General features: G+C 61.2%; 16 protein-coding genes and 2 pseudogenes. 9 read left to right on the top strand and 9 right to left on the bottom strand.

What is annotated here, in order from left to right:
- Positions 1-146: 146 nt before the first annotated feature.
- Positions 147-3080, bottom strand: coding sequence for a bifunctional [glutamate--ammonia ligase]-adenylyl-L-tyrosine phosphorylase/[glutamate--ammonia-ligase] adenylyltransferase (gene glnE, locus MFF34_RS08690; protein WP_238212496.1), 2934 nt, complete (start codon positions 3078-3080; stop codon positions 147-149).
- A gap of 383 nt (positions 3081-3463) precedes the next feature.
- Here glnE and aceE point away from each other — a divergent pair, with 383 nt between their 5' ends.
- The 5 genes from aceE (at position 3464) to MFF34_RS08715 (ending at position 12276) form a co-directional block, all read left to right on the top strand.
- Positions 3464-6109, top strand: coding sequence for a pyruvate dehydrogenase (acetyl-transferring), homodimeric type (gene aceE, locus MFF34_RS08695; protein ID WP_027594324.1), 2646 nt, complete (start codon positions 3464-3466; stop codon positions 6107-6109).
- Between the two features lie 13 nt (positions 6110-6122).
- Entirely contained in the window at positions 6123-7763 is a 1641-nt protein-coding gene (gene aceF / locus MFF34_RS08700) for a dihydrolipoyllysine-residue acetyltransferase (protein WP_085274043.1), read from the top strand.
- 361 nt (positions 7764-8124) lie between these two features.
- Complete coding sequence (locus tag MFF34_RS08705; protein ID WP_238212499.1) at positions 8125-10815, top strand: bifunctional diguanylate cyclase/phosphodiesterase; 2691 nt, start codon at positions 8125-8127, stop codon at positions 10813-10815.
- A gap of 165 nt (positions 10816-10980) precedes the next feature.
- The gene (gene msrA, locus MFF34_RS08710; protein WP_085274042.1) at positions 10981-11649 is read left to right on the top strand and encodes a peptide-methionine (S)-S-oxide reductase MsrA; all 669 of its coding nucleotides are present in this window, start codon (positions 10981-10983) and stop codon (positions 11647-11649) included.
- 3 nt (positions 11650-11652) lie between these two features.
- On the top strand, positions 11653-12276 hold the full coding sequence (locus MFF34_RS08715; protein ID WP_238212501.1) for a glutathione S-transferase N-terminal domain-containing protein: 624 nt from the start codon (positions 11653-11655) through the stop codon (positions 12274-12276).
- A 144-nt stretch (positions 12277-12420) separates the two neighbouring features.
- On the opposite strand, the gene creD is transcribed toward MFF34_RS08715, so the two are convergent.
- From creD to MFF34_RS08735, 4 genes are all read right to left on the bottom strand, one after another.
- Positions 12421-13749 (bottom strand): cell envelope integrity protein CreD, encoded by a 1329-nt coding sequence (gene creD / locus MFF34_RS08720; RefSeq protein ID WP_238212503.1) that lies wholly within the window; start codon positions 13747-13749, stop codon positions 12421-12423.
- Positions 13750-13828: 79 nt separating this feature from the next.
- On the bottom strand, positions 13829-15262 hold the full coding sequence (gene creC, locus MFF34_RS08725) for a two-component system sensor histidine kinase CreC (protein ID WP_238212505.1): 1434 nt from the start codon (positions 15260-15262) through the stop codon (positions 13829-13831).
- A complete protein-coding gene (gene creB / locus MFF34_RS08730; RefSeq protein WP_238212507.1) occupies positions 15262-15942 on the bottom strand; it encodes a two-component system response regulator CreB in 681 nt (226 codons plus the stop codon). Before creB ends, creC begins: the two co-directional genes overlap by 1 nt.
- A 180-nt stretch (positions 15943-16122) precedes the next feature.
- The gene (locus tag MFF34_RS08735; protein ID WP_099428126.1) at positions 16123-16623 is read right to left on the bottom strand and encodes an ATP-dependent zinc protease; all 501 of its coding nucleotides are present in this window, start codon (positions 16621-16623) and stop codon (positions 16123-16125) included.
- A 182-nt stretch (positions 16624-16805) separates the two neighbouring features.
- Between MFF34_RS08735 and MFF34_RS08740 the strand changes: the two genes are divergently transcribed.
- Both MFF34_RS08740 and MFF34_RS08745 read left to right on the top strand, forming a co-directional pair.
- Positions 16806-17693, top strand: a complete 888-nt coding sequence (locus MFF34_RS08740) for an acyltransferase (protein WP_238212510.1) — start codon at positions 16806-16808, stop codon at positions 17691-17693.
- Positions 17694-17939: 246 nt separating this feature from the next.
- Positions 17940-19289 (top strand): APC family permease, encoded by a 1350-nt coding sequence (locus MFF34_RS08745; protein WP_238212512.1) that lies wholly within the window; start codon positions 17940-17942, stop codon positions 19287-19289.
- Positions 19290-20033: 744 nt separating this feature from the next.
- Here MFF34_RS08745 and MFF34_RS08750 read toward each other — a convergent pair.
- The gene (locus MFF34_RS08750) at positions 20034-20162 is read right to left on the bottom strand and encodes a hypothetical protein (RefSeq protein ID WP_283236616.1); all 129 of its coding nucleotides are present in this window, start codon (positions 20160-20162) and stop codon (positions 20034-20036) included.
- Between the two features lie 177 nt (positions 20163-20339).
- On the opposite strand from MFF34_RS08750, the gene MFF34_RS08755 reads away from it, so the two are divergent.
- Positions 20340-21287 (top strand): RHS repeat-associated core domain-containing protein, encoded by a 948-nt coding sequence (locus MFF34_RS08755; RefSeq protein ID WP_238212514.1) that lies wholly within the window; start codon positions 20340-20342, stop codon positions 21285-21287.
- 80 nt (positions 21288-21367) lie between these two features.
- Here MFF34_RS08755 and MFF34_RS08760 read toward each other — a convergent pair.
- Positions 21368-21520: pseudogene (locus tag MFF34_RS08760) on the bottom strand (DUF2780 domain-containing protein); the annotation flags it as partial.
- A gap of 193 nt (positions 21521-21713) precedes the next feature.
- Here MFF34_RS08760 and MFF34_RS08765 point away from each other — a divergent pair.
- On the top strand, positions 21714-22511 hold the full coding sequence (locus MFF34_RS08765; protein ID WP_238212522.1) for an RHS repeat-associated core domain-containing protein: 798 nt from the start codon (positions 21714-21716) through the stop codon (positions 22509-22511).
- 15 nt (positions 22512-22526) lie between these two features.
- On the opposite strand, the pseudogene MFF34_RS08770 reads toward MFF34_RS08765, so the two are convergent.
- Together MFF34_RS08770 and MFF34_RS08775 are read right to left on the bottom strand one after the other, a co-directional pair.
- Positions 22527-22763: pseudogene (locus tag MFF34_RS08770) on the bottom strand (formaldehyde dehydrogenase, glutathione-independent); the annotation flags it as partial.
- 281 nt (positions 22764-23044) lie between these two features.
- Positions 23045-23620 (bottom strand): DUF2780 domain-containing protein, encoded by a 576-nt coding sequence (locus tag MFF34_RS08775; RefSeq protein WP_238212524.1) that lies wholly within the window; start codon positions 23618-23620, stop codon positions 23045-23047.
- Positions 23621-23656 lie beyond the last annotated feature (36 nt).

The following is a 23656-nucleotide window of genomic DNA, read 5'->3' on the forward strand; positions in this document are numbered from 1 at the left end:
TACAGGCTGCGGTACAGCCTGGCCTCCCCTCTTTATATTCAGGCTATGTGGCGGACAGTGTAACACCGGTGGTGGGGCATGGACCTTTGGGGCTGCTTTGCAGCCCTTCGCGGCACAAGGCCGCTCCTACAGGGGCCTCAGCGGTATCAAGTCAAACCCAGCTCGCCCCAGATCCGCCGCACCTCGCGACGTTCATCGGCAAACTGCGCCGCATCGATCACCCCGGCCTGCTTCTGCAGGGCCTGGCGGTGCGAGGCAGAACGGAACGCCTTGTACACTTCACGCAACAGCACCGCGTCACTGGCCGGCATCAAACCTGCCTGCTCCAGCTCTTCCAGAATGCGGATGTTATCGGTCCATCGGAGAATGGCCGGGTGGTCGTGGGACCAGGCCAAAGCCGCGTATTGCACCATAAATTCGATATCGACGATACCGCCGGCATCCTGCTTGATATCGAAGGGTACACCGGCCTCGAAGGCATTGGCTGCGGTGCCGGCAGCCGTGGCCTTGGTGCCGAGGTTGCCGCGCATCTTGGCGCGCATCTCACTGACTTCGGTGCGCAACGTTTCAAGGTCACGGGGTTGGCCCAGGACGTTGGCGCGCACGCCTTCGAACGCCGCGCCCACCTGTTTGCAGCCGACCAGCACGCGCGCACGCACCAAGGCCTGGTGCTCCCAGGTCCAGGCCTCGTTCTGTTGATAGCGCTCGAAGGCACCGAGCGAGCTCACCAACAGCCCCGAAGCGCCGGACGGGCGCAGGCGCATGTCCACGTCATACAGCTGGCCAGAGTTGGTCTGGGTGGTCAGCAAGTGGATGATGCGCTGGCCCAGGCGAGTAAAGAACTGCGCGCTGTCGATCGGCTTGGCGCCATCGGTCTCGGCCTGGGGGTCGCCATCGTGAATGAACACCAGGTCCAGGTCCGAGCCATGGCCCAGTTCAAGCCCACCGACCTTGCCATAACCAATGATGATGAAGCCCGGGTCGCACAGGCTGCCGTCGCTGCGCTTGGGCTGGCCGTGGCGGGCTACGGTCTGGCGCCAAGCCAGGGCCAGCACCTGGTCGAGGATGGCTTCGGCCAGCCAGGTCAGGTAATCGCTGACTTTCATCAACGGCAGGTTGCCACTGATTTCCGAGGCCGCCACACGCAGGCTGTGGGCCAGCTTGAAGTGGCGCAGCGCCTCCATCTGCTGTTCCAGGTCGTCTTCGGGGATGCGCGTCAAACGCTCGCGCAGTTCGCTGGCCAGCTCCGGCGCCAATGGCGGGCTGAACAGCCGCCCCTCGTTGAGCAACTCGTCGAGCAGCAACGGGTAGCGGGCAATCTGCTCGGCGATCCAGGGGCTGGCCGCGCACAGGGTCAACAGGCGGCGCAAGGCACCCGGGTTTTCGGTGAGCAGCACCAAGTAGGCCGACCGCCGCGCAACCGCTTCGACCAGCGGCAGCACGCGTTCAAGCACCAGGTCAGGGTCTTGGTGCTCCACGGCCTGGGCCAAGAGCCTTGGAATAAAGGCGTCCAAACGTTCGCGCCCAATGCGCTGCATCGAGCGCAATTGCGGGCTGCCCCGCAACCCGGCGAGGCGACGCAAGGCATCGGCGGGTTGTTTGAACCCGGCTTCCTCAAGCTGACGACAGGCGGCGTCTTCATCCTGCGCCTGCTCCCACAGCGGCGACCATTCGCCACCGACCACCAGTTCGCCCTCGCCGTCCTCATCATCCGGGTCGGCGATCACCTGGCGGAAGTGCCAATCGACCCGGCCGCGCCAGTACATCAATTGGTCATGGAAGCCCTGCCAGTCGGCGAAGCCGAGGATGTAGGCGACCCGCGCCTGGTCGGTTTCGTTATCCGGCAGCATCTGCGTCTGGCGGTCGGCGATGGCCTGGATAGCGTGCTCGGTATAACGCAGGAATTCGTAGCCTTCGCGCAACTCGGCCACCACCGCGGGTGGCAGGTAACCTTGCCCTTCGAGGGTCGCCAGCACCTTGAGCAAGGGCCGTTGCTGCAGGCTCAGGTCTCGCCCGCCGTGGATCAGCTGGAAGGCCTGGGCGATGAACTCCACCTCGCGGATGCCGCCGGCACCCAGCTTGATGTTCTCGGACATGCCCTTGCGCCGCACCTCCTGCTGGATCAGCTGCTTCATGGTGCGCAGGGCTTCGATGGCCGAGAAGTCCAGGTAACGGCGGTAGACGAACGGGCGCAGCATCTCTTGCAACTGAGCACCTGCCGCCTGGTCACCGGCCACCACCCTCGCCTTGATCATGGCGTAGCGTTCCCAGTCGCGGCCCTGGTCCTGGTAGTACTGCTCCAGGGCATTGAAGCTCAGCACCAGCGAACCGGCCGAACCGTAAGGGCGCAAGCGCATGTCGACGCGGAACACGAAACCGTCGACGGTGACCGGGTCCAGGGCCTTGATCAGGCGCTGGCCCAGGCGGGTGAAGAACTCCTGGTTGTCCAGCGAGCGCTTCACCCCTTCGGTCTCGCCGCCCTCGGGGAAGGCGAAGATCAGGTCGATGTCCGACGACAGGTTCAGCTCCACCGCCCCCAGCTTGCCCATGCCCAGCACCACCATGTGCTGCGCCAGGCCGCTGCGGTGGCCGATGGGCGTGCCGAACTGCTGGCAATGGCGCGGGTACAGCCATTGATACGCTTCGTCGATGGCGGCGTCGGCAAGGTCGGACAGGTCACGGCAGGTTTCGCCCAGCTCGGCCTGGCGCGTAATGTCGCGCCAGATGATGCGCAACTGCTGGCGGTTGCGCTCGCGCCGCAGGTTACGCGCCAGCTCGTCTTCGCTTTGCGCTGCCTGGGCCACCGCCCCGATCTGCCCGCGCAACTCGCCGGGCGCGTAACGGCGGTCCAGTTCACCACTGGCCATCAGGGCGAGCAGCATGGCCGGTTCGCGCTGGGCCAGGCCAAGGACGAAGTCGCTGGCGGCAGCAACCTGGTCGAACTGTTGCCGATGGGCCGGGCTGCAAGCGTTCAGGTCGAGTTCGGGGTGGCCAGCCACGGCATCGCTGAGGAACTGCTGATTACGAGCGACCAGCGGTTGCAGGGTGGCGGGCAGATCGAGCGGCAAAGGCAGGCGCATGGACTATCCTTGATCGGCGTGAAAGAGAGGGGTAAAGGCGGCCAAATGGAAGGCGGACCACGGTTGGACTGTCATACAAAAGTTGGAAATAGCTGAAAAAAAGCAATCACTGGCAAAAAACATCAAGAATCACCCGTTCGCGACACATCGCCAACCAACATGAACGTTTTTCCCCACAAGCCGGGGTGCGACCAAAAGCCGCATTTGTGTAGTTTTACTACTACCCCGACTGTCTAAAAGCATGAAATGCGAATGCATTTGTAGTAAAACTACACGGCGCCGGATCACACTCCGGTAATCCAAGAATTCACGACGTCTGCCCATAAGGCCAGTCGCAAACTCAGGCAATCGATTCTGGTTGCCTTTCCGCCCTGGAGCAAGCCATGCAAGACCTCGATCCAATCGAAACCCAGGAATGGCTGGATGCCCTGGAGTCGGTCCTCGACAAAGAAGGCGAAGACCGCGCTCATTACCTGATGACCCGTATGGGCGAGCTGGCCACCCGCAGTGGCTCCCAGCTGCCGTATGCGATCACCACGCCATACCGCAACACCATCCCTGTCACCCACGAAGCACGCATGCCTGGCGACCTGTTCATGGAACGCCGCATTCGCTCGTTGGTGCGTTGGAACGCGCTGGCCATGGTGATGCGCACCAACCTGAAGGACTCGGACCTGGGCGGCCACATCTCCAGCTTCGCCTCCAGTGCCACCCTGTACGACATCGGCTTCAACTACTTCTTCCAGGCCCCGACCGAAGAACACGGCGGCGACCTGGTGTTCTTCCAGGGCCACGCTTCGCCAGGCGTTTACGCCCGTGCCTTCATGGAAGGCCGCATCAGCGAAGACCAGATGAACAACTTCCGTCAGGAAGTGGACGGCAACGGCCTGTCTTCGTACCCGCACCCATGGCTGATGCCTGACTTCTGGCAGTTCCCGACCGTTTCGATGGGCCTGGGCCCGATCCAGGCGATCTACCAGGCCCGCTTCATGAAGTACCTGGAAGCCCGTGGCTTCATCCCGGCCGGCAAGCAGAAGGTCTGGTGCTTCATGGGCGACGGCGAGTGCGACGAGCCGGAATCCCTGGGCGCAATCGCCCTGGCTGGCCGCGAGAAGCTGGACAACCTGATCTTCGTCATCAACTGCAACCTGCAGCGCCTCGACGGCCCGGTTCGCGGCAACGGCAAGATCATCCAGGAACTCGAAGGCGTGTTCCGTGGCGGTGGCTGGAACGTCAACAAAGTCGTCTGGGGCCGCTTCTGGGACCCACTGCTGGCCAAGGACACCAACGGTGCCCTGCAGCGCCGCATGGACGAAGTCATCGACGGCGAGTACCAGAACTACAAAGCCAAAGACGGCGCGTACGTGCGTGAGAACTTCTTCAACACCCCAGAGCTCAAGGCCATGGTCGAAGACCTGTCCGACGAAGAGATCTGGAAGCTCAACCGTGGCGGCCACGACCCGTACAAGGTCTACGCGGCTTATCACCAGGCGGTGAACCACAAAGAGCAGCCGACTGTCATCCTGGCCAAGACCATCAAGGGTTACGGCACCGGTGCAGGCGAAGCCAAGAACACCGCGCACAACACCAAGAAGGTCGACGTCGACAGCCTGCGTCACTTCCGTGACCGCTTCGACATCCCGGTCAAGGATGCCGACCTTGAGAACCTGCCGTTCTTCAAGCCGGAAGAAGGTTCTGCCGAAGCCAAGTACCTGGCCGAGCGCCGCGCTGCCCTGGGTGGCTTCGTGCCGCAACGTCGCGCCAAGAGCTTCAGCGTGCCGACCCCATCCCTGGAAACGCTGAAAGCGATCCTGGACGGCTCGGGCGACCGCGAAATCTCCACCACCATGGCCTTCGTGCGCATCCTGGCGCAGCTGGTCAAGGACAAGGAAATCGGCCAGCGCATCGTCCCGATCATCCCGGACGAAGCCCGTACCTTCGGTATGGAAGGCATGTTCCGCCAGTTGGGCATCTACTCGTCCGTCGGCCAGCTCTACGAGCCAGTCGATAAAGACCAGGTGATGTTCTACCGCGAAGACAAGAAGGGCCAGATTCTCGAGGAAGGCATCAACGAAGCCGGCGCCATGTCGTCGTTCATCGCTGCCGGTACCTCGTACAGCTGCCACAACCAGCCGATGCTGCCGTTCTACATCTTCTACTCGATGTTCGGCTTCCAGCGTATCGGCGACCTGGCCTGGGCCGCTGGCGACAGCCGCACCCGTGGCTTCCTGATCGGCGGTACCGCCGGCCGTACCACCCTCAACGGTGAAGGCCTGCAGCACGAAGACGGTCACAGCCACATGATGGCGGGCACCATCCCGAACTGCCGCACCTATGATCCGACCTACGGCTACGAGCTGGCGGTGATCATCCAGGACGGCATGAAGAAGATGACCGAAGAGCAACAGGACATCTTCTACTACATCACCGTGATGAACGAATCCTACCAGCAGCCAGCCATGCCGGCCGGTGTCGAGGAAGGCATCATCAAGGGTATGTACCTGCTCGAAGAAGACACCCGCGAAGCCGCGCACCACGTTCAGCTGATGGGCTCCGGCACCATCCTGCGCGAAGTCCGCGAAGCGGCGAAGATCCTGCGTGAAGAGTTCAACGTCGGTGCCGACGTGTGGAGCGTCACCAGCTTCAACGAACTGCGTCGCGACGGCCTGGCCGTGGAACGCGCCAACCGCCTCAAGCCTGGCCAGAAGCCTCAGCTGACTTACGTCGAAGAGTGCCTGAACGGTCGCAAAGGCCCGGTCATCGCCTCCACCGACTACATGAAGCTGTTCGCCGAACAGATTCGCCAGTGGGTGCCGAGCAAAGAGTTCAAAGTCCTGGGTACCGACGGTTACGGTCGCAGCGACAGCCGCAAGAAGCTGCGTCACTTCTTCGAAGTTGACCGCCACTTCGTGGTGCTGGCTGCCCTGGAAGCCTTGGCTGACCGTGGCGAGATCGAACCGAAAGTGGTGGCTGACGCTATCGTCAAGTTCGGCATCGATCCGGACAAGCGCAACCCACTGGACTGCTGAGGAGTATTTTTAAGTGAGCGAACTCATTCGCGTACCTGACATCGGCAGCGGTGAAGGTGAAATCATCGAGCTGTTCGTCAAGGTCGGTGACCGTATCGAGGCTGACCAGAGCCTGCTGACCCTGGAGTCCGACAAGGCCTCCATGGAGATCCCGGCCCCTAAGGCCGGCGTGATCAAAGAGCTGAAGGTCAAGCTGGGCGATCGCCTGAAAGAAGGCGACGAGCTGCTGGTGCTGGAAGCCGAGGGCGCTGCGGCGTCCGAGGCGCCAGCCGCCGCACCTGCCCCTGCCGCTGCGCCGGCTGCCGCTGAAAAGCCGGCCGCCGAAGCCGCGCCTGCGCCTGCTGCAGCCCCGGCTGCCGCCAGCGTGCAAGACATCCACGTGCCGGACATCGGCTCGTCGGGCAAAGCCAAGATCATCGAAGTGCTGGTCAAGGTCGGCGACACCGTCGAAGCCGACCAGTCGCTGATCACCCTGGAGTCCGACAAGGCCTCCATGGAGATCCCATCGCCTGCTGCTGGCGTGGTCGAAGAAGTGCTGTGCAAGCTGGAAGATGAAGTCGGCACTGGCGACCTGATCTTCAAGCTGAAGGTTGCTGGCGCAGCGCCGGCTGCCGCACCGGCTCCGGCCGCTGCTGCACCGGCCAAGGCTGAGGCTGCGCCTGCGGCCGCTCCTGCCGCCGCCGCCCCGGCTGCTGCCCCTGCTCCGGTCGCTACCGCGCCGGCTGCTGGCAACAACGCCAAGGTTCACGCTGGCCCAGCCGTTCGTCAGCTGGCCCGTGAATTCGGTGTCGAGTTGGGCGCCGTCGCGGCCACCGGCCCGCATGGCCGCATCCTGAAAGAAGACGTGCAGGTTTACGTCAAAGCGATGATGCAGAAGGCCAAGGAAGCCCCGGCAGCCGCCGGCGCAACCGGCGGCGCTGGCATCCCGCCAATCCCTGCCGTGGACTTCAGCAAGTTCGGTGAAGTGGAAGAAGTGGCCCTGACCCGCCTGATGCAGGTCGGTGCCGCCAACCTGCACCGCAGCTGGCTGAACGTGCCGCACGTCACTCAGTTCGACTCCGCCGACATCACCGAGCTGGAAGCCTTCCGCGTGGCGCAAAAGGCCGTGGCCGAGAAGGCTGGCGTCAAACTGACCGTGCTGCCACTGCTGCTCAAGGCCAGCGCATTCCTGCTCAAGGAAATGCCGGACTTCAACAGCTCGCTGGCGCCAAGCGGCAAGGCGATCATCCGCAAGAAGTACGTGAACATCGGCTTTGCCGTGGACACCCCGGATGGCCTGCTGGTCCCTGTGATCAAGAACGTCGACCAGAAGAGCCTGCTGCAACTGGCTGCCGAAGCCGCTGCACTGGCCGAGAAAGCGCGCACCAAAAAGCTGTCGGCCGACGACATGCAAGGCGCCTGCTTCACCATCTCCAGCCTCGGCCACATTGGCGGCACCGGCTTCACGCCGATCGTCAACGCGCCTGAGGTGGCGATCCTGGGCGTTTCGAAGGCAACCATGCAGCCAGTCTGGGATGGCAAAGCCTTCCAGCCGAAGCTGATGCTGCCGCTGTCGCTGTCCTACGATCACCGTGTGATCAACGGCGCTGCCGCCGCGCGCTTCACCAAGCGCCTGGGCGACGTGCTGGCGGATATCCGCACCCTGCTGCTGTAAGGCGGCACGCTGCCCCTCGCAAGAGGGGCAGTACCCTTTTCGAGCTGCCACGCTCGTACCTCAACCCCGTCATTTGGCGGGGCTTTTTTTTGCCTGCGGCTCACACCGCACCGGTTTTTTTGTAGGAGCAGCCTTGTGCTGCGAAAGGGCCGGTACCACCGCCAACATTTGCAGCGCCTGGCAGGGCCTCTTCGCAGCAAAAGGCTGCTCCTACAAGGGGCGCGCCTATAGTTTGTGGTACCTCTGCCGATAACCCGTACACAGCATCACACATGGCCGCTTGCCAGCCCTCGGGACATGATGCAACCTTGCCAGATACGCCGCCGACCAGGCCGTGTTTCCCTCTTCAAGCGAGTCTTCGATGAAAAGCCAACCCGATGCCGCCAGCCGTGTGGCGGCCGAGGTCGTCACGCAGCTACCCGTGCCCTCTCGGCTCGGCATGCTGCGTTTCGAAAGGCTCAACGAAGCCACCTGGGCCATGCTCTACCTCGACCCCACCTGCGAACGCCAGTTCGGCCTGCAGGCAGGTGAGCTGTGCGCACTGGTCGATTCGCCCTACGCCAGCCTGATGGAACCCGAAGCCCGCTACAGGCTGCACGACGAGATCCAGTCGCAGCTTGCCCGGCGTGGCTACTACCGCGTGCGCTACACCTTGCATGCCCCTGGCGCGTCACTGCGCCTGCTGGAGGCCGGGGAAGCCTACAGGCAACACAACCGGCAACTGCTGCGCGGCTACCTGAGCGTACTCGACGACCCGCCCGAAGACGCCGCCGACCCCGACGCCAGTGACCTGGAATCGCGCAACAACCGTCTGCAACTGGCCCTGCAGCTCAACCAGCGCGCCCAGCAAGAACAGCTTGAACACCTGGAGCGTGTGCGTGGCCAGCAAGACCTGATCCTGCGCCTGGCCCGCCAGCGTTACAGCGCAGAGAACTCGCTGCTCGAAGCCGCCGAACTGATCACCCAGAGCGCCTGCGAAATCTACAAGGTCGACAGCGCCAGCATCTGGCACCTGGAAGGCCAGCGCCTGGAGCCGATCAGTGCCTGGTACCGCCACGAGCAGGCGCATCGCCTGCCCGAAGCCATCGATGCCAGCCACTTTCCCGACTACCTCGACGCCCTGCACGCCAGCCGTGCCATCGACGCCCACAACGCCAACCACGACCCGCGCACCCGCGCCCTGACCCAGAGCCTGCGCCCCGACAACAAAGCCATGCTCGATGCCAGCGTGCGCGTCGATGGCCAGGTAATCGGGGTGTTGTGCCTGGAGCAAAGTGGCCAGCCGCGAGCCTGGCAGTCCGATGAAATCGCCTTTGCCGGTGAGCTGGCCGACCAGTTCGCCCAGGTCATCACCAACCACAACCGACGCACTGCGGCCAGCGCCCTGCACCTGTTCCAGCGCGCCGTGGAACAAAGCGCCAGTGCCTTTTTGCTGGTCAACCGCGACGGCGTGGTGGAATACGTCAACCCAAGCTTCACGGCGATCACCCAGTACAGCACCGATGAAGTGCAGGGCCGCCAACTGGCCGAGCTGCCAGCCCTGGAAAACCTCAGCGAGTTGCTGTTCGATTCGCCGTCGAGCCTGGCCATGGGCAACAGCTGGCAAGGCGAATTCAAGAGCCGGCGCAAAAACCTCGAGCCCTACTGGGGCCAACTGTCGATATCCAAGGTGTATGGCGACAACCGTGAGCTGACCCACTACATCGGCATCTACGAAGACGTCACCCAGACCAAGCTGGCCCAACAGCGCATCGAGCGCCTGGCCTACACCGACAACCTGACCAACCTGGGCAACCGCCCGGCGTTCATCCGCAGCCTCGACGAGCGCTTTGCCCGTAACAGCGAGAGCTCGATGTGCTTGCTGCTGGTAGACATCGACAACTTCAAGCGCATCAACGACAGCCTCGGCCACCAGACCGGCGACAAGCTGTTGGTCAGCCTGGCCCGCCGACTGCGCAACAGCCTAAGCGCCGGTGGCATCCTGGCGCGTTTCGCCAGCAACGAGTTCGCTGTGCTGCTCGACGACACCCGCCTGGAAGACGGCCAAGACGTCGCCCAGCAGTTGCTGCACACCCTCGACAAGCCGATGTTCGTCGACAACCAGCTGATCAACGTCACCGCCTCGGTGGGCCTTGCCTGCGCGCCGCTGCACGGCATCGACCCGGCGAGCCTGATGAAAAACGCAGGCCTGGCGCTGCACAAGGCCAAGGCCAACGGCAAGCACCAGGTGCAGGTGTTTACCGAAGTGCTCAATGCCGAGGCCAGTTACAAGCTGTTCGTCGAGAACAACCTGCGCCGCGCCCTGACCCAGAACGAACTGGAAGTGTTCTACCAGCCCAAGCTATGCCTGCGCAGCGGCCGCCTGCTGGGGTTGGAAGCACTGCTGCGCTGGAACCACCCCGAGCGCGGCATGATCCGCCCGGACCAGTTCATCAGCGTGGCCGAGGAAACCGGCCTGATCATCCCCATCGGCAAGTGGGTGGTGCGCCAGTCGTGCCGCATGAGCCAGCAACTGCGCGAGGCCGGCCTGGGCAACTTGCACGTGGCCATCAACCTGTCGCCCAAGCAGTTCTCCGACCCGGACCTGGTAGCCTCGATCAGTTCGATCCTCAAGGAAGAAGCACTGCCCTCGCACCTGCTGGAGCTGGAGCTGACCGAAGGCCTGCTGCTGGAAGCGACCGAAGACACCCACCGCCAGCTCGACGAGCTCAAGGCCCTGGGCCTGACCCTGGCGATGGACGATTTCGGTACGGGCTATTCGTCGTTGAGCTACTTGAAGAAGTTTCCGATCGACATCATCAAGATCGACCGCAGCTTCATCAACGAAATCCCGGATAACCAGGACGACATGGAAATCACCTCGGCGGTGGTGGCCATGGCCCACAACCTCAAGCTCAAGGTGGTTGCCGAAGGGATCGAGACCCCAGCGCAGCTGGCGTTTCTGCGCAGGCACCGGTGCGACGTGGGCCAGGGGTACCTGTTCGATCGGCCGATTCCGGGGCGTGAACTGGCCGAGCGACTGAAGCGCTATCCGCGCGGTCCAATGGCCTGACAGCAGCGTTAACCTCGGGCACTATAGAGTCCATTTGGGCCCCTTCGCGGGGCAAGCCCGCTCCCACAGGGTGATACAACCTTGTAACCTGTGCTGTACCTGTGGGAGCGGGCTTGCCCCGCGAAGAGGCCAGCACCTATCTACCTGACATACAGAGGAACGGCCATGGTCCTGCGTTCGGAAATCCTGGTGAACAAAAACGTCATGCCAACCGCGGAGCAGGCCCTGCCTGGCCGCGAAACGCCAATGTCGCTGCCCGAGTTCCACTATGTGTTCGAAGGCACCCCGCTGCTGGGCCCCTTCTTCGAAGGTGCCATCGACTTCGCCATCTTCGGCCTGGGCTGCTTCTGGGGCGCCGAGCGCCGCTTCTGGCAGCGTGAAGGCGTGGTCAGCACGGTGGTCGGCTATGCCGGCGGCTTCACCCCCAACCCCACGTACGAAGAAGTCTGCTCCGGCCTGACCGGCCACACCGAAGTGGTGCTGGTGGTGTTCGACAAGGACAAGGTCAGCTACCGCGAGCTGCTGGCCATGTTCTGGGAACTGCACAACCCGACCCAGGGCATGCGCCAGGGCAACGACGTCGGCACCCAGTACCGCTCGGCCATCTACTGCACCTCGCCGCAGCAGCTCGAAGAAGCCAAGGCCAGCCGCGACGCCTTCCAGGCCGAGCTGAACAAGGCCGGTTTCGGTGAGATCACCACCGAGATCGACCAGGCCCCGACCGTGTACTTCGCCGAGGCCTACCACCAGCAGTACCTGGCCAAGAACCCGGACGGCTACTGCGGTATTGGCGGTACCGGTGTGTGCCTGCCACCCAGCCTGCAGGGCAACTGAACCATGGCCACGATGACCCTGTTCCACTCGCCGCTGTCGCCCTTCGTGCGCAAGGTCATGGTGGTGCTGCACGAGACCGGCCAGCTTGACCGCGTCACCCTGCAGCCGGTGAACATCAGCCCCGTGAGTGGTGATGACCAGCTCAACCAGGGCAACCCGATCGGCAAGATCCCGGCCCTGCGCCTGGACGACGGCACGGTGCTGCACGACAGCCGGGTGATTTGCGAGTACCTCGACCTGCAGCACGTCGGCCTGCCATTGCTGCCGCGTGAAGGCTCGGCGCGCTGGCGGCGCATGACCTTGGCGTCGCAGGCTGATGCGATCATGGATGCGGCGGTGTCGAGCCGCTATGAGAGCTACCTGCGGCCTGAGGACAAGCGCTGGGATGGCTGGCTCAAGGCGCAGGGTGACAAGATCCGCCGCAGCCTGGCCAACCTGGAGCAGGAACATTTGGCGGAGCTGATCTCGGGCTTTGATCTGGCTGCCATTGGTGTTGCCTGTGCGCTGGGTTATCTGGATTTGCGTCAGCCTGAATTTGGTTGGCGTGAGCGCCAGCCTGGCCTGGCGAAGTGGTATGCCGAGGTGGCCCAACGGCCGTCGATGGTTGCCACATCTCCTGTGGCCTGACGGGCCTCTTCGCAGCACAAGGCTGCTCCTACACAGTAACGCGCGTCCTGAGCAGCCTTGTGCTGCGAATGCCTTACCTCGGTATCGCAGGGAACAACTCCCCAATCCTGCGTGCCAACCACCGCCCGATTTCTCTGTCCTCCCTCATGCCGCCCTCCCCACCCGCGCCCAGTCCAGCCGCCGGGTCAGCACCATGAACACGCCCAACAAACCAAAGCACAGCAACGACCCCATCAACAGCGCGTAGTCCTCGGCGCTGAGCAGCCCATAAAGCATCCCGTACAACGCCGCTAACCCCGCCGCAAACCCAACCCCACGCCCCAGGCTGCGCAGCACGTGGCTCAGGTAGAAGCCAATCAGCAACACACAGGCCAAAGCCGACAGCCCATACGCCGGGCCAAAACCGATGTGTTCGGACATCGACAGCAACAGCAGGTAGAAAAACGCCAACGCCACACCCACCAGGATGTACTGCACCGGGTGCACGCTGAGGTTCTTCAGCACCTCGAACAGGAAGAAGCCGGCAAAGGTCAGGGCAATGAACAGCAGCGCGTATTTGATCGCCCGCTCGCTCTTCAGGTACTGATCAACCGGGTCGACAAAGCTGACGCCAAAGGTGCGCTCGCTGAAATCCTCACAGTGCCCGGCCGTGGCGCACTGGCGCAGGGCATCTTCAAGGTTGGTGGCGAAGAACGACGTCTGCCAGTGGGCAGTGAAGCCTTGGGCATCGATGTCGCGACGGCTGGGCAGGTAACTGCCGATGAAGCTTGGGTGCGGCCAGTTGGCGTGCATATCCACACTGCTGGTACGGCCAACCGGCAACACCTGCAACTGGCCAGTGCCTTGCAGCGCCAGGTCGAAGCCGTAGCTGAACTCCCGCGCTTGCAGGCCATCCAGCCCTGGCACGCTGGCATGCACGCCACCGCGCATCCAGTCGAGCCCGGTCCCCGCTTCAAAGGGCAACTTGCGCTCGTCGAGCGTCAGCTCCAGGCCATTCTCGATGCCACGAATGTCGCTGATGCCGACTACCAGAAAGGGCTTGTCGAACCGATAGTCTTCGAAATCCTTGTCGATGCCCCAGCGTTCGGGGAGCTTGAAGCGGCCACTGATGCGGCCTTTGGCGTGAAACAGCCGCGCCTGGTAGATGCCTCGTGAGCGCAGCTCGGTGTCGACACCCAGGTCGGCGTCGAAGGTTTCCGGCAGGAAGTACAGGTGGCCGGCGATGCTGCTGGTCTCCTGGGTACGCTCGCCGTCCTTGTCGATCCAACGGCGCTGGTACTTGCGGTACGGCACCACCAGCAGCGGGCCACTGAGCTGCTGGTCGAAACTGGCGCTCTGGGCGATGTCACGCACCACGCTGTCACGCAGGGTCTGGCGCTCGTCGATGAGGCCGTTGATCATCAGCAGGGGGATCAGCAACAGCACCATCAGCAGGGCAATCATGCCGAGCTTGAATCCAAGGGTCTTGTTCATAGGGCCTCCTTTGGCAGTGGGCGCAGTGTCTGCGCCTTGCGTGGAGACCTTGGGGAGACTGTGTGGAGATTCGGTGTTTTCAGCTGATACGCCGCACCGGCAGCCACAGTCTTACCCGCACACCGCCATCGACGTTATCGACTGCAAGCGAACCGCCATGCAGCTGCATCACCTCGGCCACAAAATTCAGCCCCAGCCCGGTACTCTTGCGCCCACTTCCCGGCCGCGGCAGCGAGTAGAACCGCTCACTCACCCGCCCAATGGCATACGCCGGTATCGCCTGCCCCTGGTTGAACAGGCTCAACGCCACCCGCCCACCATCGCGCTCAAGCTCGAACAACAACGCCCCACCGGCCGGGGTAAAGTCCAGCGCATTGTCGAGCAGGTTGGCCAACGCCTGGCGCATCAGAAACGGATCGCACAACAACCGCAAACCGTCCGGCACCCGCTGCCGCACCTGCAGGCCCGCCGCTTCGATGCGCGCCGCATGGGCCAACAGCAATTCGTCGACCAGTGCCGCCAACGCCACCTGCTGCTCGTCCTCCAGCGCCTGCATCTGCTCCACGCGGGCGAGGTTGAGCAGGCGTTCGATCATCTGCTGCAGGCGCTCGCTTTCGCGCTCGATGTTGCCGGCAAAGCGCGCCCGTTGTTCGGCCGGCATATCGCCCTGCAGCAGCTCGGAGGCTCCGCGGATGGCCGCCAGTGGGCTTTTCAGTTCGTGGGTCAAGGTGTGCACATAGCGCTCGACGTAGGCCTTGCCTTCCAGCTGCGTGCGCATGCGCTCGACTGCATTGGCCAGGTGCGCCAGCTCACCGCCCTTGTAATGCGGCAGCGCCGCCCGCTCACCTTCGCTGACCGCCTGGGCGTAACGGGCCAGCCTGCGCAGCGAGCGCGCCAGCCACCACGACAGCGCTGCACCAATCAACAAGCCCAGGCCGATCAAGCCCAGGCCCAATGTGAGCAAACGCTGCTCGGAGCGATCGATGTAGGGTTGCAGCGAGCTGTTGGGCTTGGCCACGGTAACCACGCCGATGATCTGGCCGTCATCGATGATCGGCGCGGCCACATGCATCACCGAAGTGCTTTCGTCATCGGCAACACTGCGCGTGGAGCGGGCGCCGTACTCGCCGCGCAGGGTCAGGTAAACGTCATTCCACTTCGAGTAATCCTTGCCCAGGTCCTCACCGCTGGAGTCGAGCAGCACGATGCCTTTGGCGTCGGTCACGTAGATGCGGTGGCTGACCTGGTTTTTCGCCAAGCCCCAGATCTGCGCGCCCGGGCTGCGCGAACCGTAAGCCTTGAGTACTTCGGGCAAGCGGCTTTGCCCGAGGGTGCCGGCCTTGACGTCATCGTGCAGGATCTCCGCCAGCAGGTTGGCAGTGTCGACCAAGGTTTCTTCGGACGATTGGCGCACCACCGGGCGGATCTGTTCGCGCACCGTGTTTAGCAGGAAGTACCCCGCCAGCCCGACGAACAGGAAGTACACCAGGAAGATCCGGATGCCCAGGCGCATCAGGCGTGATCCGGGCTGTAACTGTAGCCGAGGCCGCGGTGGGTCTGGATCGGTTCTGCCTCGCTGGCGACCAGGCGCAATTTGGCGCGCAGGCTCTTGATGTGGCTGTCGATGGTGCGCTCGTAGCCCACGTCAGACGCCACGCCCAGGGCATCGAGCAGTTGCTCGCGGCGGAACACCCGCTGGGGCTGTTCCAGCAGGCACTGGAGCAAACGAAACTCGTGGCGGGTCAGGCTCAGCGGCTGGTTACGGTAGCTGATCTGCATGCGCAGGGTGTCGAGCTGGAACAGCGTTGCCGCCGCGACGGGCTCAACACGTGGTGCCATGCGTTTAAGGATGGCCCGCACCCGTGCCGCCACCTCGCGGGGGCTGAAGGGTTTGACCACGTAGTCGTCGGCGCCGATCTCCAGGCCCACCACCCGGTCGATTTCGCCATCACGGGCGCTGAGAAACATCACCGGCACCTCGCTGAAACGGCGCAGTTGGCGGCAGGTTTCGAAACCACTGATATCGGGCAGGCCGATGTCGAGGATGATCAGGTCGGCCGGGCGCTGGCGCTGCTGGTCGAGGGCGGCGCTGCCCAGGGTCACCCACTCGGTGCTGTGGCCATCGGCCTGCAGGGCGTAGACCAGGGTGTCGGCGATGGCGGCTTCGTCTTCGACGATGAGGATATGGGGCATGGTGCGCGGCCTGTGCAGATATCAATGGCGACGCACTATTGTGTAGGAGCGGCCTTGTGTCGCGAAAGGGCCGCAGAGCGGCCCCGGCAAAATCTGCATCAACGCTGAAATCGTGGGGCCGCTATGCGGCCCTTTCGCGACACAAGGCCGCTCCTACAAGGGGCCCAGTCAGGCTCCAGGTCAGCAGTCCGGCTTGCCGGCGGTGAACTTCTTGGCCGGGTTGACCGCTGCCTTGAACTCACGCAACGCTTTGGAACCGATCAACAGCGGGTAGTTGAAACTGCTGCGGTCCACCAGGTTCACTTCAACCGTGCGCTTCACATCACCCAGGCACAGCTCCAGGTCGACCACCGGGCGCTTGGAGATTTCCGGCGCATCGCCCTCTTCCTCTTCGTCGGCACGGCCCTTGATCTTGCTGATGCGCGAGACCTTGTGCTCGTAGACCTTGCCGTCGGACTCTTTGGTCGCCAGGCGGAAGCGTACCCACTCATCGCCATCGCGGGTGAACAGCTCGATGTCTTTGGCCGACAGCGATGCGGTGAAGGCACCGGTGTCCATCTTGGCCTTCAAGGTCTCGCCAATTTCCGGCAGGGCAATGTTTTCGTAACGGCCATAAATCGTCGGCTCGGCGGCCATGACCGGCAAGGCGAACAGTGACAACAGGGCAAGCAGTGATTTCACGGGTTACGCTTCCTTGATTGCAGACAGTGCTTAGACTGCATGAGTTGAATAGGTTCGTCTGCACACGGTAATCAACACAATGTGAAACATTTGTCCTCGCCGCTGGGCATTGGGCATTTGGCGTAGGCCGCATCGCTGCTTATCATTGCCGGCTGTTTTTATCTCACTACAAGAGTTCCTTTATGCGTCGCCTGCTGACCGGCATTCTCACAACCCTCCTGCTGCTGCTCAACACTGTGGTGTTGATCTGCCCGCTGCTGGTCTTTGCCCTGCTCAAGCTGGTGCTGCCAGGCCGTGGCCGTGACTATGCCTCTGCGGCGGTGATGTGGGTCGCCGAAACCTGGTCAGAGATCGACAAGGCGATTTTCGCCCTGTGCATCCCCACCCAGTGGGATATCCGCGGCGTCGACCGCCTGCGCAAGGACACCTCGTACCTGGCCGTGAGCAACCACCAGACCTGGGTCGACATCCCCGCGCTGATCGAAAGCCTCAACCGCCGCACGCCGTTCTTCAAGTTCTTCCTCAAGAAGGAGCTGATTTGGGTGCCACTGCTGGGCCTGGCCTGGTGGGGGCTGGATTACCCGTTCATGAAGCGCTACAGCAAGGCGTTTCTGGACAAGCACCCCGAGCTCAAGGGCAAGGACCTGGAGATCACCAAGGCCGCCTGTGAGCTGTTCAAGCGCCAGCCGGTAACCGTGGTCAACTACCTGGAAGGCACGCGCTTCACCGAGGCCAAGCGCCAGGAGCAGCAATCGCCTTACCGCTACCTGCTCAAGCCCAAGGCCGGCGGCGTGGCATTCGTGCTGGCGGCGCTGGGCGAGCAGCTGGATGCGCTGCTGGACGTGACCATCGTTTACCCGGGCAACCAGGCGCCGGGGTTCTGGGATTTGCTCAATGGCAGCATTAGCCGGGTGATTATCGACATTCAGGTGCGTGAGCTGGACCCGGCGTTGTGGGATGGGGATTATGAAAATGACCCGGCCTTCCGGCAGACCGTGCAGGCTTGGGTGAACCAGCTGTGGTTGGAGAAGGATCAGCGTATCGAGCAGCTGCGGGCAGAAATGGGCTGAGATCTCTATCGCCTATCCCGGCCTCTTCGCGGGGCAAGCCCGCTCCCACAGGTACTGCACGCCCATTGATTGTGGTGCGTTCCCTGTGGGAGCGGGCTTGCCCGCGAAGAGGCCAGCACAGCACAGCACAAATCCGATTAAAACCCAGGCTAATAATCAACATAAGGATTACTTCTTTGTCACCCTCCACCTAAGTGGATAAAAATCGATCAAAGCACAACTACAAAAAATTGCCTGGATCGATCGATGGCCAACCAACCTTGCTCCACCCCCGCCCAACTTCGTCGCGTCTTGGGCCTACCCGCCCTGGTCTTCTTCGGCCTGGTGTACATGGTCCCGCTGACCATCTTCACCACCTACGGCATCGTCACCGAACTCACCGGTGGCCGCACCGCTGGCGCCTACCTGGTTACGCTGGTGGCCATGCTGTTCACCGCCGCGTCCTACAGCTTCATGGTCAAACGCTTCCCGGTTGCGGGCTCGGCGTACTCCTACACCAACATGGCCTTCGGCCAGAACGTTGGTTTCCTGGCCGGTTGGTCGCTGCTGCTCGATTACTTGTTCCTGCCGATGATCAACTACCTGCTGATCGGCCTGTTCCTCAACATCGCCTTCCCGGCTGTGCCCGCCTGGGCCTTCGTGCTCGCCTCCATCGCCCTGGTGACCGTGCTCAACGTGGTCGGCATCAACTCGGTGGCTAAAACCAGCAACCTGATCGTCGGTGCGCAGATCGTGTTTATCGGGGTATTCGTGGCCTTGTCCTGCCAGACCCTGGCCGGCCAACCGCTAGACCTGCTCTCGCCGCTGATGGGTGACGGCACACAACCTGGCTTCGGCCCGCTGATGGCGGGCGCCGCAGTACTGTGCCTGTCGTTCCTCGGCTTCGATGCCGTCTCCACCCTGGCCGAAGAATGCCGCGATGCCCGCCGCGACGTGCCACGGGCAATCATCCTCACCACGCTCTTCGCCGGCGTACTGTTCACCGCGCTGGCCTACGTCAGCCAGCTGGTGCTGCCGGGCAGCACGTTTGCAAACGCCGATGCGGCAGCCAATGAAGTGATGTTCAAAGCAGGCGGGCAATTCCTGGCCAACTTCTTCACCGCCGCCTTCGTCGCCGGCAGCCTGGGTTCAGCACTGGCCTCGCAGGCAGCGGTGTCGCGCATCCTGTTCACCATGGGCCGTGACAAGGTGCTGCCGCAGCGCACGTTCGGTTACCTGTCGCCGCGTTTTGGCACGCCGGTGTTCGCCATTTTGCTGGTGTCGGCGTTTTCGCTATTGGCGCTGGTGATCGACCTGTCCACCCTCGCCTCGCTGATTAGCTTTGGCGCACTGGTAGCGTTCTCGACGGTGAACCTGGCGGTGGTTAAGACGCACCTGATGGATGACAGCGCACAGCGCAACCTCAAAGGCCTGCTGTGCTATGGCGCGGTACCGCTGGTGGGATTGGGCCTGACGCTGTGGCTATGGACCAGCCTGTCGGCGCTGACGTTGTTGATTGGGTTGTGCTGGTTTGCCCTGGGCCTTGCGTACCTGGCCGTACTGACTAGCGGCTTCCGCCGCCCAGTCAGCGTGGTGGACTTCACAGAAGCGGCCTGACGCTACGGTAGGCCTTCTGAACAACTGGCTCCAGAGGGCAGACCTGATATTTCTGACAGTTGTTCTGGAAGGTATTTCACCTAGACAGTGTATGACGCTGGCTAAATGAGCCAGACCATTAGGTCTACAGGAATACCTTCATGAACCCTCTCACTAGAATTCAATATTTCTATCAAGATCATGAACTCCAGACGGCGGTCACTGCAGGATGCGCCAGCACGCTTGTGCGTTGCCATAAAACCACCAATTCGAACCAAGAATTACTCTACCGCCTCCTCCACCACCGCAGCGCCGACTCGCTATCCTTGAACCACCAGCACAACCCAGGCTTGATATGCAGATTCCTGAGCGATCACCTCCACCGTCTGCTGCGATACCGTTACAACTAAGAAGCCATGCGCTAGTTCAACCTGCAGCCGTAATAGTTGCCAGTACGCCTGCACAGACTGCTTTGTCGCCACAGGCAGCACCCTCACAACGCTTACCTGTAATTGCTCGATGGATCAACCGGATGGGCAACTGGATGAGCAACTTACGTTTTCGGCAGCCGCGCCCACCGACAGCGATGCGGGCAACCACTCCCTCGACCCCTGGGCTGCACCTCGCCAGCAGGAGGTATGCCCAGGCCCAACGAGGCAGTAACTCTAATTACATGTCCAACAACAATCGGGATATTCGGCGCTGAGGCTGGGAAAAAAGCCGGTGCAGGTTCAACTGAGAATTTCAGTGGAGCAGGGGTGAGCCCTACCCCGAGGGCGCGCTCGCCGGCGCCGGGGTAGTACACAGGCTGCCCAGCAGTCCACCCAGCCCGATCAAGCCACCCAGTGGGTTGGCGCCGGAGAGCAAGTCCAGCCCAGGCACGGCTTTGGTCATCTGAGGGATTGTTCGGGGCCGGACATGGAGATAATGGCCCTGATGGATAATAGCTGGAATGCCAGAACTACGGCCCACCGCCTATCAATTCTGCCAGTAGCGACCCCCGTAAAGCCTCTGGATACTCGTTCCTAGCCAGGTCAGTACACACCTTACTCAAGTTTAGGGAACCACCCCATGAGTATCCGCAAGATTTTTTATCAACGTCAGCGAGTTACTACGGTAAAAACTGATCAGCGATACCGATCTATCTTCCAAGGCAGCCAAGTCCCGCTAGCTGAAAGTCAACCAGGAAGCAAAGCCCCCTACACCCTATTGGCAACGGATTCCAAGGGTTCGGTATCTGGCGTAAAAAGTACCCCCTCAGACGACATGCATCGCTACTCCGTCTATGGCATCACGTGCACTATGCCCTCGCCCAAGTCATTATTAGGCTTCAACGGTGAGCACATTGATCAAAAAAACATGTACATCCTTGGCAGTTACCGTAGCTATTCAACAACACTGATGCGATTTCACTCACCCGACAAATTTTCTCCTTTTGCCCAAGGCGGACTCAGCACTTATGCCTACTGCGCGGGAGACCCTGTTAACTACAGCGATCCTACTGGGCATGGAAAATTCTCAAGTCTATTTTCAGGCCTATTCAGCCGCAGCAAACAGCATCAGCCTCCAGCCCGCCACACACATTACCAAAAAATCACAGTTGATGAACCTGGGGACCCATTAGGAACATTTAACATCCCAAGCATCGACGACATCCTTCCCTCTATAACTCAATACTTACCCATAGATGACTTGACACAATTTGCATACACCTCAAAATCCATGTATGGAAAGATCATCCGACCTTCGGACACATTAGCAGCCAAAGCAATAACCACTTCCAACCTCCTAGAGTACTCCGACCCTTTTGATAATGTGGAGCTAGGGCAGAGGCTTCCTGGAGTATTGCGAAGCTCCATGAGTAACAGACTTAAGGCAGTGCAAGAGATAGCCCTCACCGAAAGCAAAATAACGTTCGAAAACATCGAGGCAAACATGATAAGAAAAGGCTTAAACACATATGGCCGCGACGGTCGGCGCTACGCAATTTTCTACCGGAAAGGAAGAGCGCCCAGTTAGTCCACACACCGGTAATATATTCAGCTGATTCATCAAACACAGCTCAAGACAACCAAAAGCACATGCATCAGGGAAGGTTCAAGCAAAAGCTGGTGACGTTCAGGCCGGTGAACCTGGCCCTGCTGTTTCTGGTTCTGCATGCCCGACAAGGCATTGGCGGCATCGCTGAGGTTGAAGGCGAACACCGGGCTTGTGGCCAGGGTCATCAGGGTTGCCAGGGTGAATGCTTTCATCGGGAGGGACCTCGTGGACCGGGATGGCCTGGAAATCGAGGTATTCGACAGAAGTATTGAGGGGCTTTTCCGGGCCAGCATCGGCATGTATATCAAATGCCCTGCGGCTCAGGTACTAGCACTTTTACCAGTTTCTCTCTGCTGGACAGAGCCTCAGAATCAGTCAATCTCAGGTTCATAGCAGAAAAACCACATGAGCCACAATCCCACCGCCATCACAACACTACTGCTGAGCGCTGACATGCAAGGGTCAATCGTGGGCAGATACCCTGGTTCTCCAGCGCAGGGAATATCCTATACGTCATTCGGCTATGCCGAAGGCCAACATGTACTCGGGTTTCAATTAGGCTTCAATGGCCAGCGCCTTGAACCCAATGGCCTTTATTTATTGGGTAATGGTTACCGTGCTTACAGCACTAAACTCGGACGCTTCTGCTCGCAGGACAGTTTATCCCCTTTCAGCAGAGCCGGCCTAAATTACTACGCTTACTGTTTGAATGACCCCATCAACAGAAACGACCCCAGTGGGCATTTTGCAGAAAAAATCAGAAAAGCAATAAGCAAAACTTTTAGAACTAACGCCACAAAACTTCGCGACAGGCACGCAGCGCTTAATGCGATTGAGGCTGAACTTCGCCCTCTCACAACCGAACTACTCGAAGACCCTCTGCAGGCGAGTCCTAAGCAGAGGTCAAAAGTTAAAAATCTGCTAGCGCGCGCCAGGAAAAAATCCAAAAGCTTCACTGATCTTGGCGGAAGTAACTCAAGTGAATTTGTTAAGCTTTATACGCTCACGAAGTCCATAGCGTCAACGTGGAATAATTCAGAAATATACCAGATAAGTAGAACTACAGGCGGTAGACGCTCCAACTCCATTGACCATCTAACAGCTGACTATGACTCACCCGTATCAGAAGGGAAGGACGACTCTCCACCTTTATACAGTGAAGTTATGGCCATGAACAACAACATCAGAAAACCCACCAGTTAAGTCAACAGTATAACCAGTCACGTACAGGCCGGGGATACCGATGTTGCCGGTAACGCGGGTGACTTGCATCAGCGAGTTCAGCACGGTGGCCCGGGCCTCATGCTTGGCACCCTCGTGGCCATGGCCACGGGAGGCGAAACCGACGGCGTTGACGGCGCAGTCCACTTCTGGTGCGCCAAGGATGTCGATGATCTGCTCGTGCAGCGGGGTGTCCTTGGACGGGTCGATCACTTCGAAGCCCTGGACTTTGCTTAGCTGGCCTTACTCACTAGCGGCTTCCGCCACCCGGTCAGCGTGGTGGACTTCACAGAAGCCACCTGAACCAACGCGATCTGTCAGGGTGGGATACATCGATTTTGTAGCCTGCGTTATACCTGTAGGAGCGGCCTTGTGTCGCGAAAGGGCCGCAACGCGGCCCAGGCAATTTTCAAGGTGAAGCTGAAATCCCGGGGCCGCTGCGCGGCCCTTTCGCGACACAAGGCCGCTCCTACAAGTACAGAGACTTGTGATTCCAGCACTGCCGCTACAACACCTCAGACCGAAGGCTGAGCCAACGGAGCGGGGGTAGTCCACAGGCTACCCAGGTTCTGCAGCAACGACCCCGCAATGCCTTGCTGCCCCAGGTACTGCAGAATCAACGGCGCAAACTGCCCGATCATCCCGGTATCCATACCCAGCGCCTTGAACGCACTGTCCAGGTCGCTACGGTTTTCCACGTTGTTGCCCAACGCATTGCTCAATGCCGACTGGCTTTCGCTGTTCTTGCCCAGCAGCTCACCCAACCCACTCAACCCGCCCAGTGCATTGGCACCCGCCAGCAAGTCCAGCCCAGGCACGGCTTTGGTCAACTGACCGTAGTCGTCGGAACTCAGGTTATTGCGCGCCAGCCCCAGCATCGCCCCCGCCCCGCCCACGGCCTGTTCCGGGGTGATCTTCAGTTCACTGCCCAAGGTATTGAGCAAATTGGCCTGCGCCTCGGGCGCCTGGACCTGGCCCTGTTGTTTCTGGTTCTGCATGGCGGATACGGCGTTGGCCGCATCGCTTAGGTTGAAGGCGAACACCGGGCTTGCGGCCAGGGTCATCAGGGTTGCCAGGGTGAATGCTTTCATCGGGAGGGACCTCATGGGCCGGGATGGCCGGGGAAA

The organism is Pseudomonas sp. PAGU 2196, assembly GCF_022179005.1.
Classification (GTDB): domain Bacteria; phylum Pseudomonadota; class Gammaproteobacteria; order Pseudomonadales; family Pseudomonadaceae; genus Aquipseudomonas; species Aquipseudomonas kermanshahensis.

Bases quoted from the DNA above. Each gene is read 5' to 3' on its own strand.
- glnE (WP_238212496.1), bottom strand. From the start codon at position 3,080: ATGCGCCTGCCTTTGCCGCTCGATCTGCCCGCCACCCTGCAACCGCTG.
- aceE (WP_027594324.1), top strand. From the start codon at position 3,464: ATGCAAGACCTCGATCCAATCGAAACCCAGGAATGGCTGGATGCCCTG.
- MFF34_RS08705 (WP_238212499.1), top strand. From the start codon at position 8,125: ATGAAAAGCCAACCCGATGCCGCCAGCCGTGTGGCGGCCGAGGTCGTC.
- msrA (WP_085274042.1), top strand. From the start codon at position 10,981: ATGGTCCTGCGTTCGGAAATCCTGGTGAACAAAAACGTCATGCCAACC.
- MFF34_RS08715 (WP_238212501.1), top strand. From the start codon at position 11,653: ATGGCCACGATGACCCTGTTCCACTCGCCGCTGTCGCCCTTCGTGCGC.
- creD (WP_238212503.1), bottom strand. From the start codon at position 13,749: ATGAACAAGACCCTTGGATTCAAGCTCGGCATGATTGCCCTGCTGATG.
- creC (WP_238212505.1), bottom strand. From the start codon at position 15,262: ATGCGCCTGGGCATCCGGATCTTCCTGGTGTACTTCCTGTTCGTCGGG.
- creB (WP_238212507.1), bottom strand. From the start codon at position 15,942: ATGCCCCATATCCTCATCGTCGAAGACGAAGCCGCCATCGCCGACACC.
- MFF34_RS08740 (WP_238212510.1), top strand. From the start codon at position 16,806: ATGCGTCGCCTGCTGACCGGCATTCTCACAACCCTCCTGCTGCTGCTC.
- MFF34_RS08745 (WP_238212512.1), top strand. From the start codon at position 17,940: ATGGCCAACCAACCTTGCTCCACCCCCGCCCAACTTCGTCGCGTCTTG.
- MFF34_RS08750 (WP_283236616.1), bottom strand. From the start codon at position 20,162: ATGACCAAAGCCGTGCCTGGGCTGGACTTGCTCTCCGGCGCCAACCCA.
- MFF34_RS08755 (WP_238212514.1), top strand. From the start codon at position 20,340: ATGAGTATCCGCAAGATTTTTTATCAACGTCAGCGAGTTACTACGGTA.
- MFF34_RS08765 (WP_238212522.1), top strand. From the start codon at position 21,714: ATGAGCCACAATCCCACCGCCATCACAACACTACTGCTGAGCGCTGAC.
- MFF34_RS08775 (WP_238212524.1), bottom strand. From the start codon at position 23,620: ATGAAAGCATTCACCCTGGCAACCCTGATGACCCTGGCCGCAAGCCCG.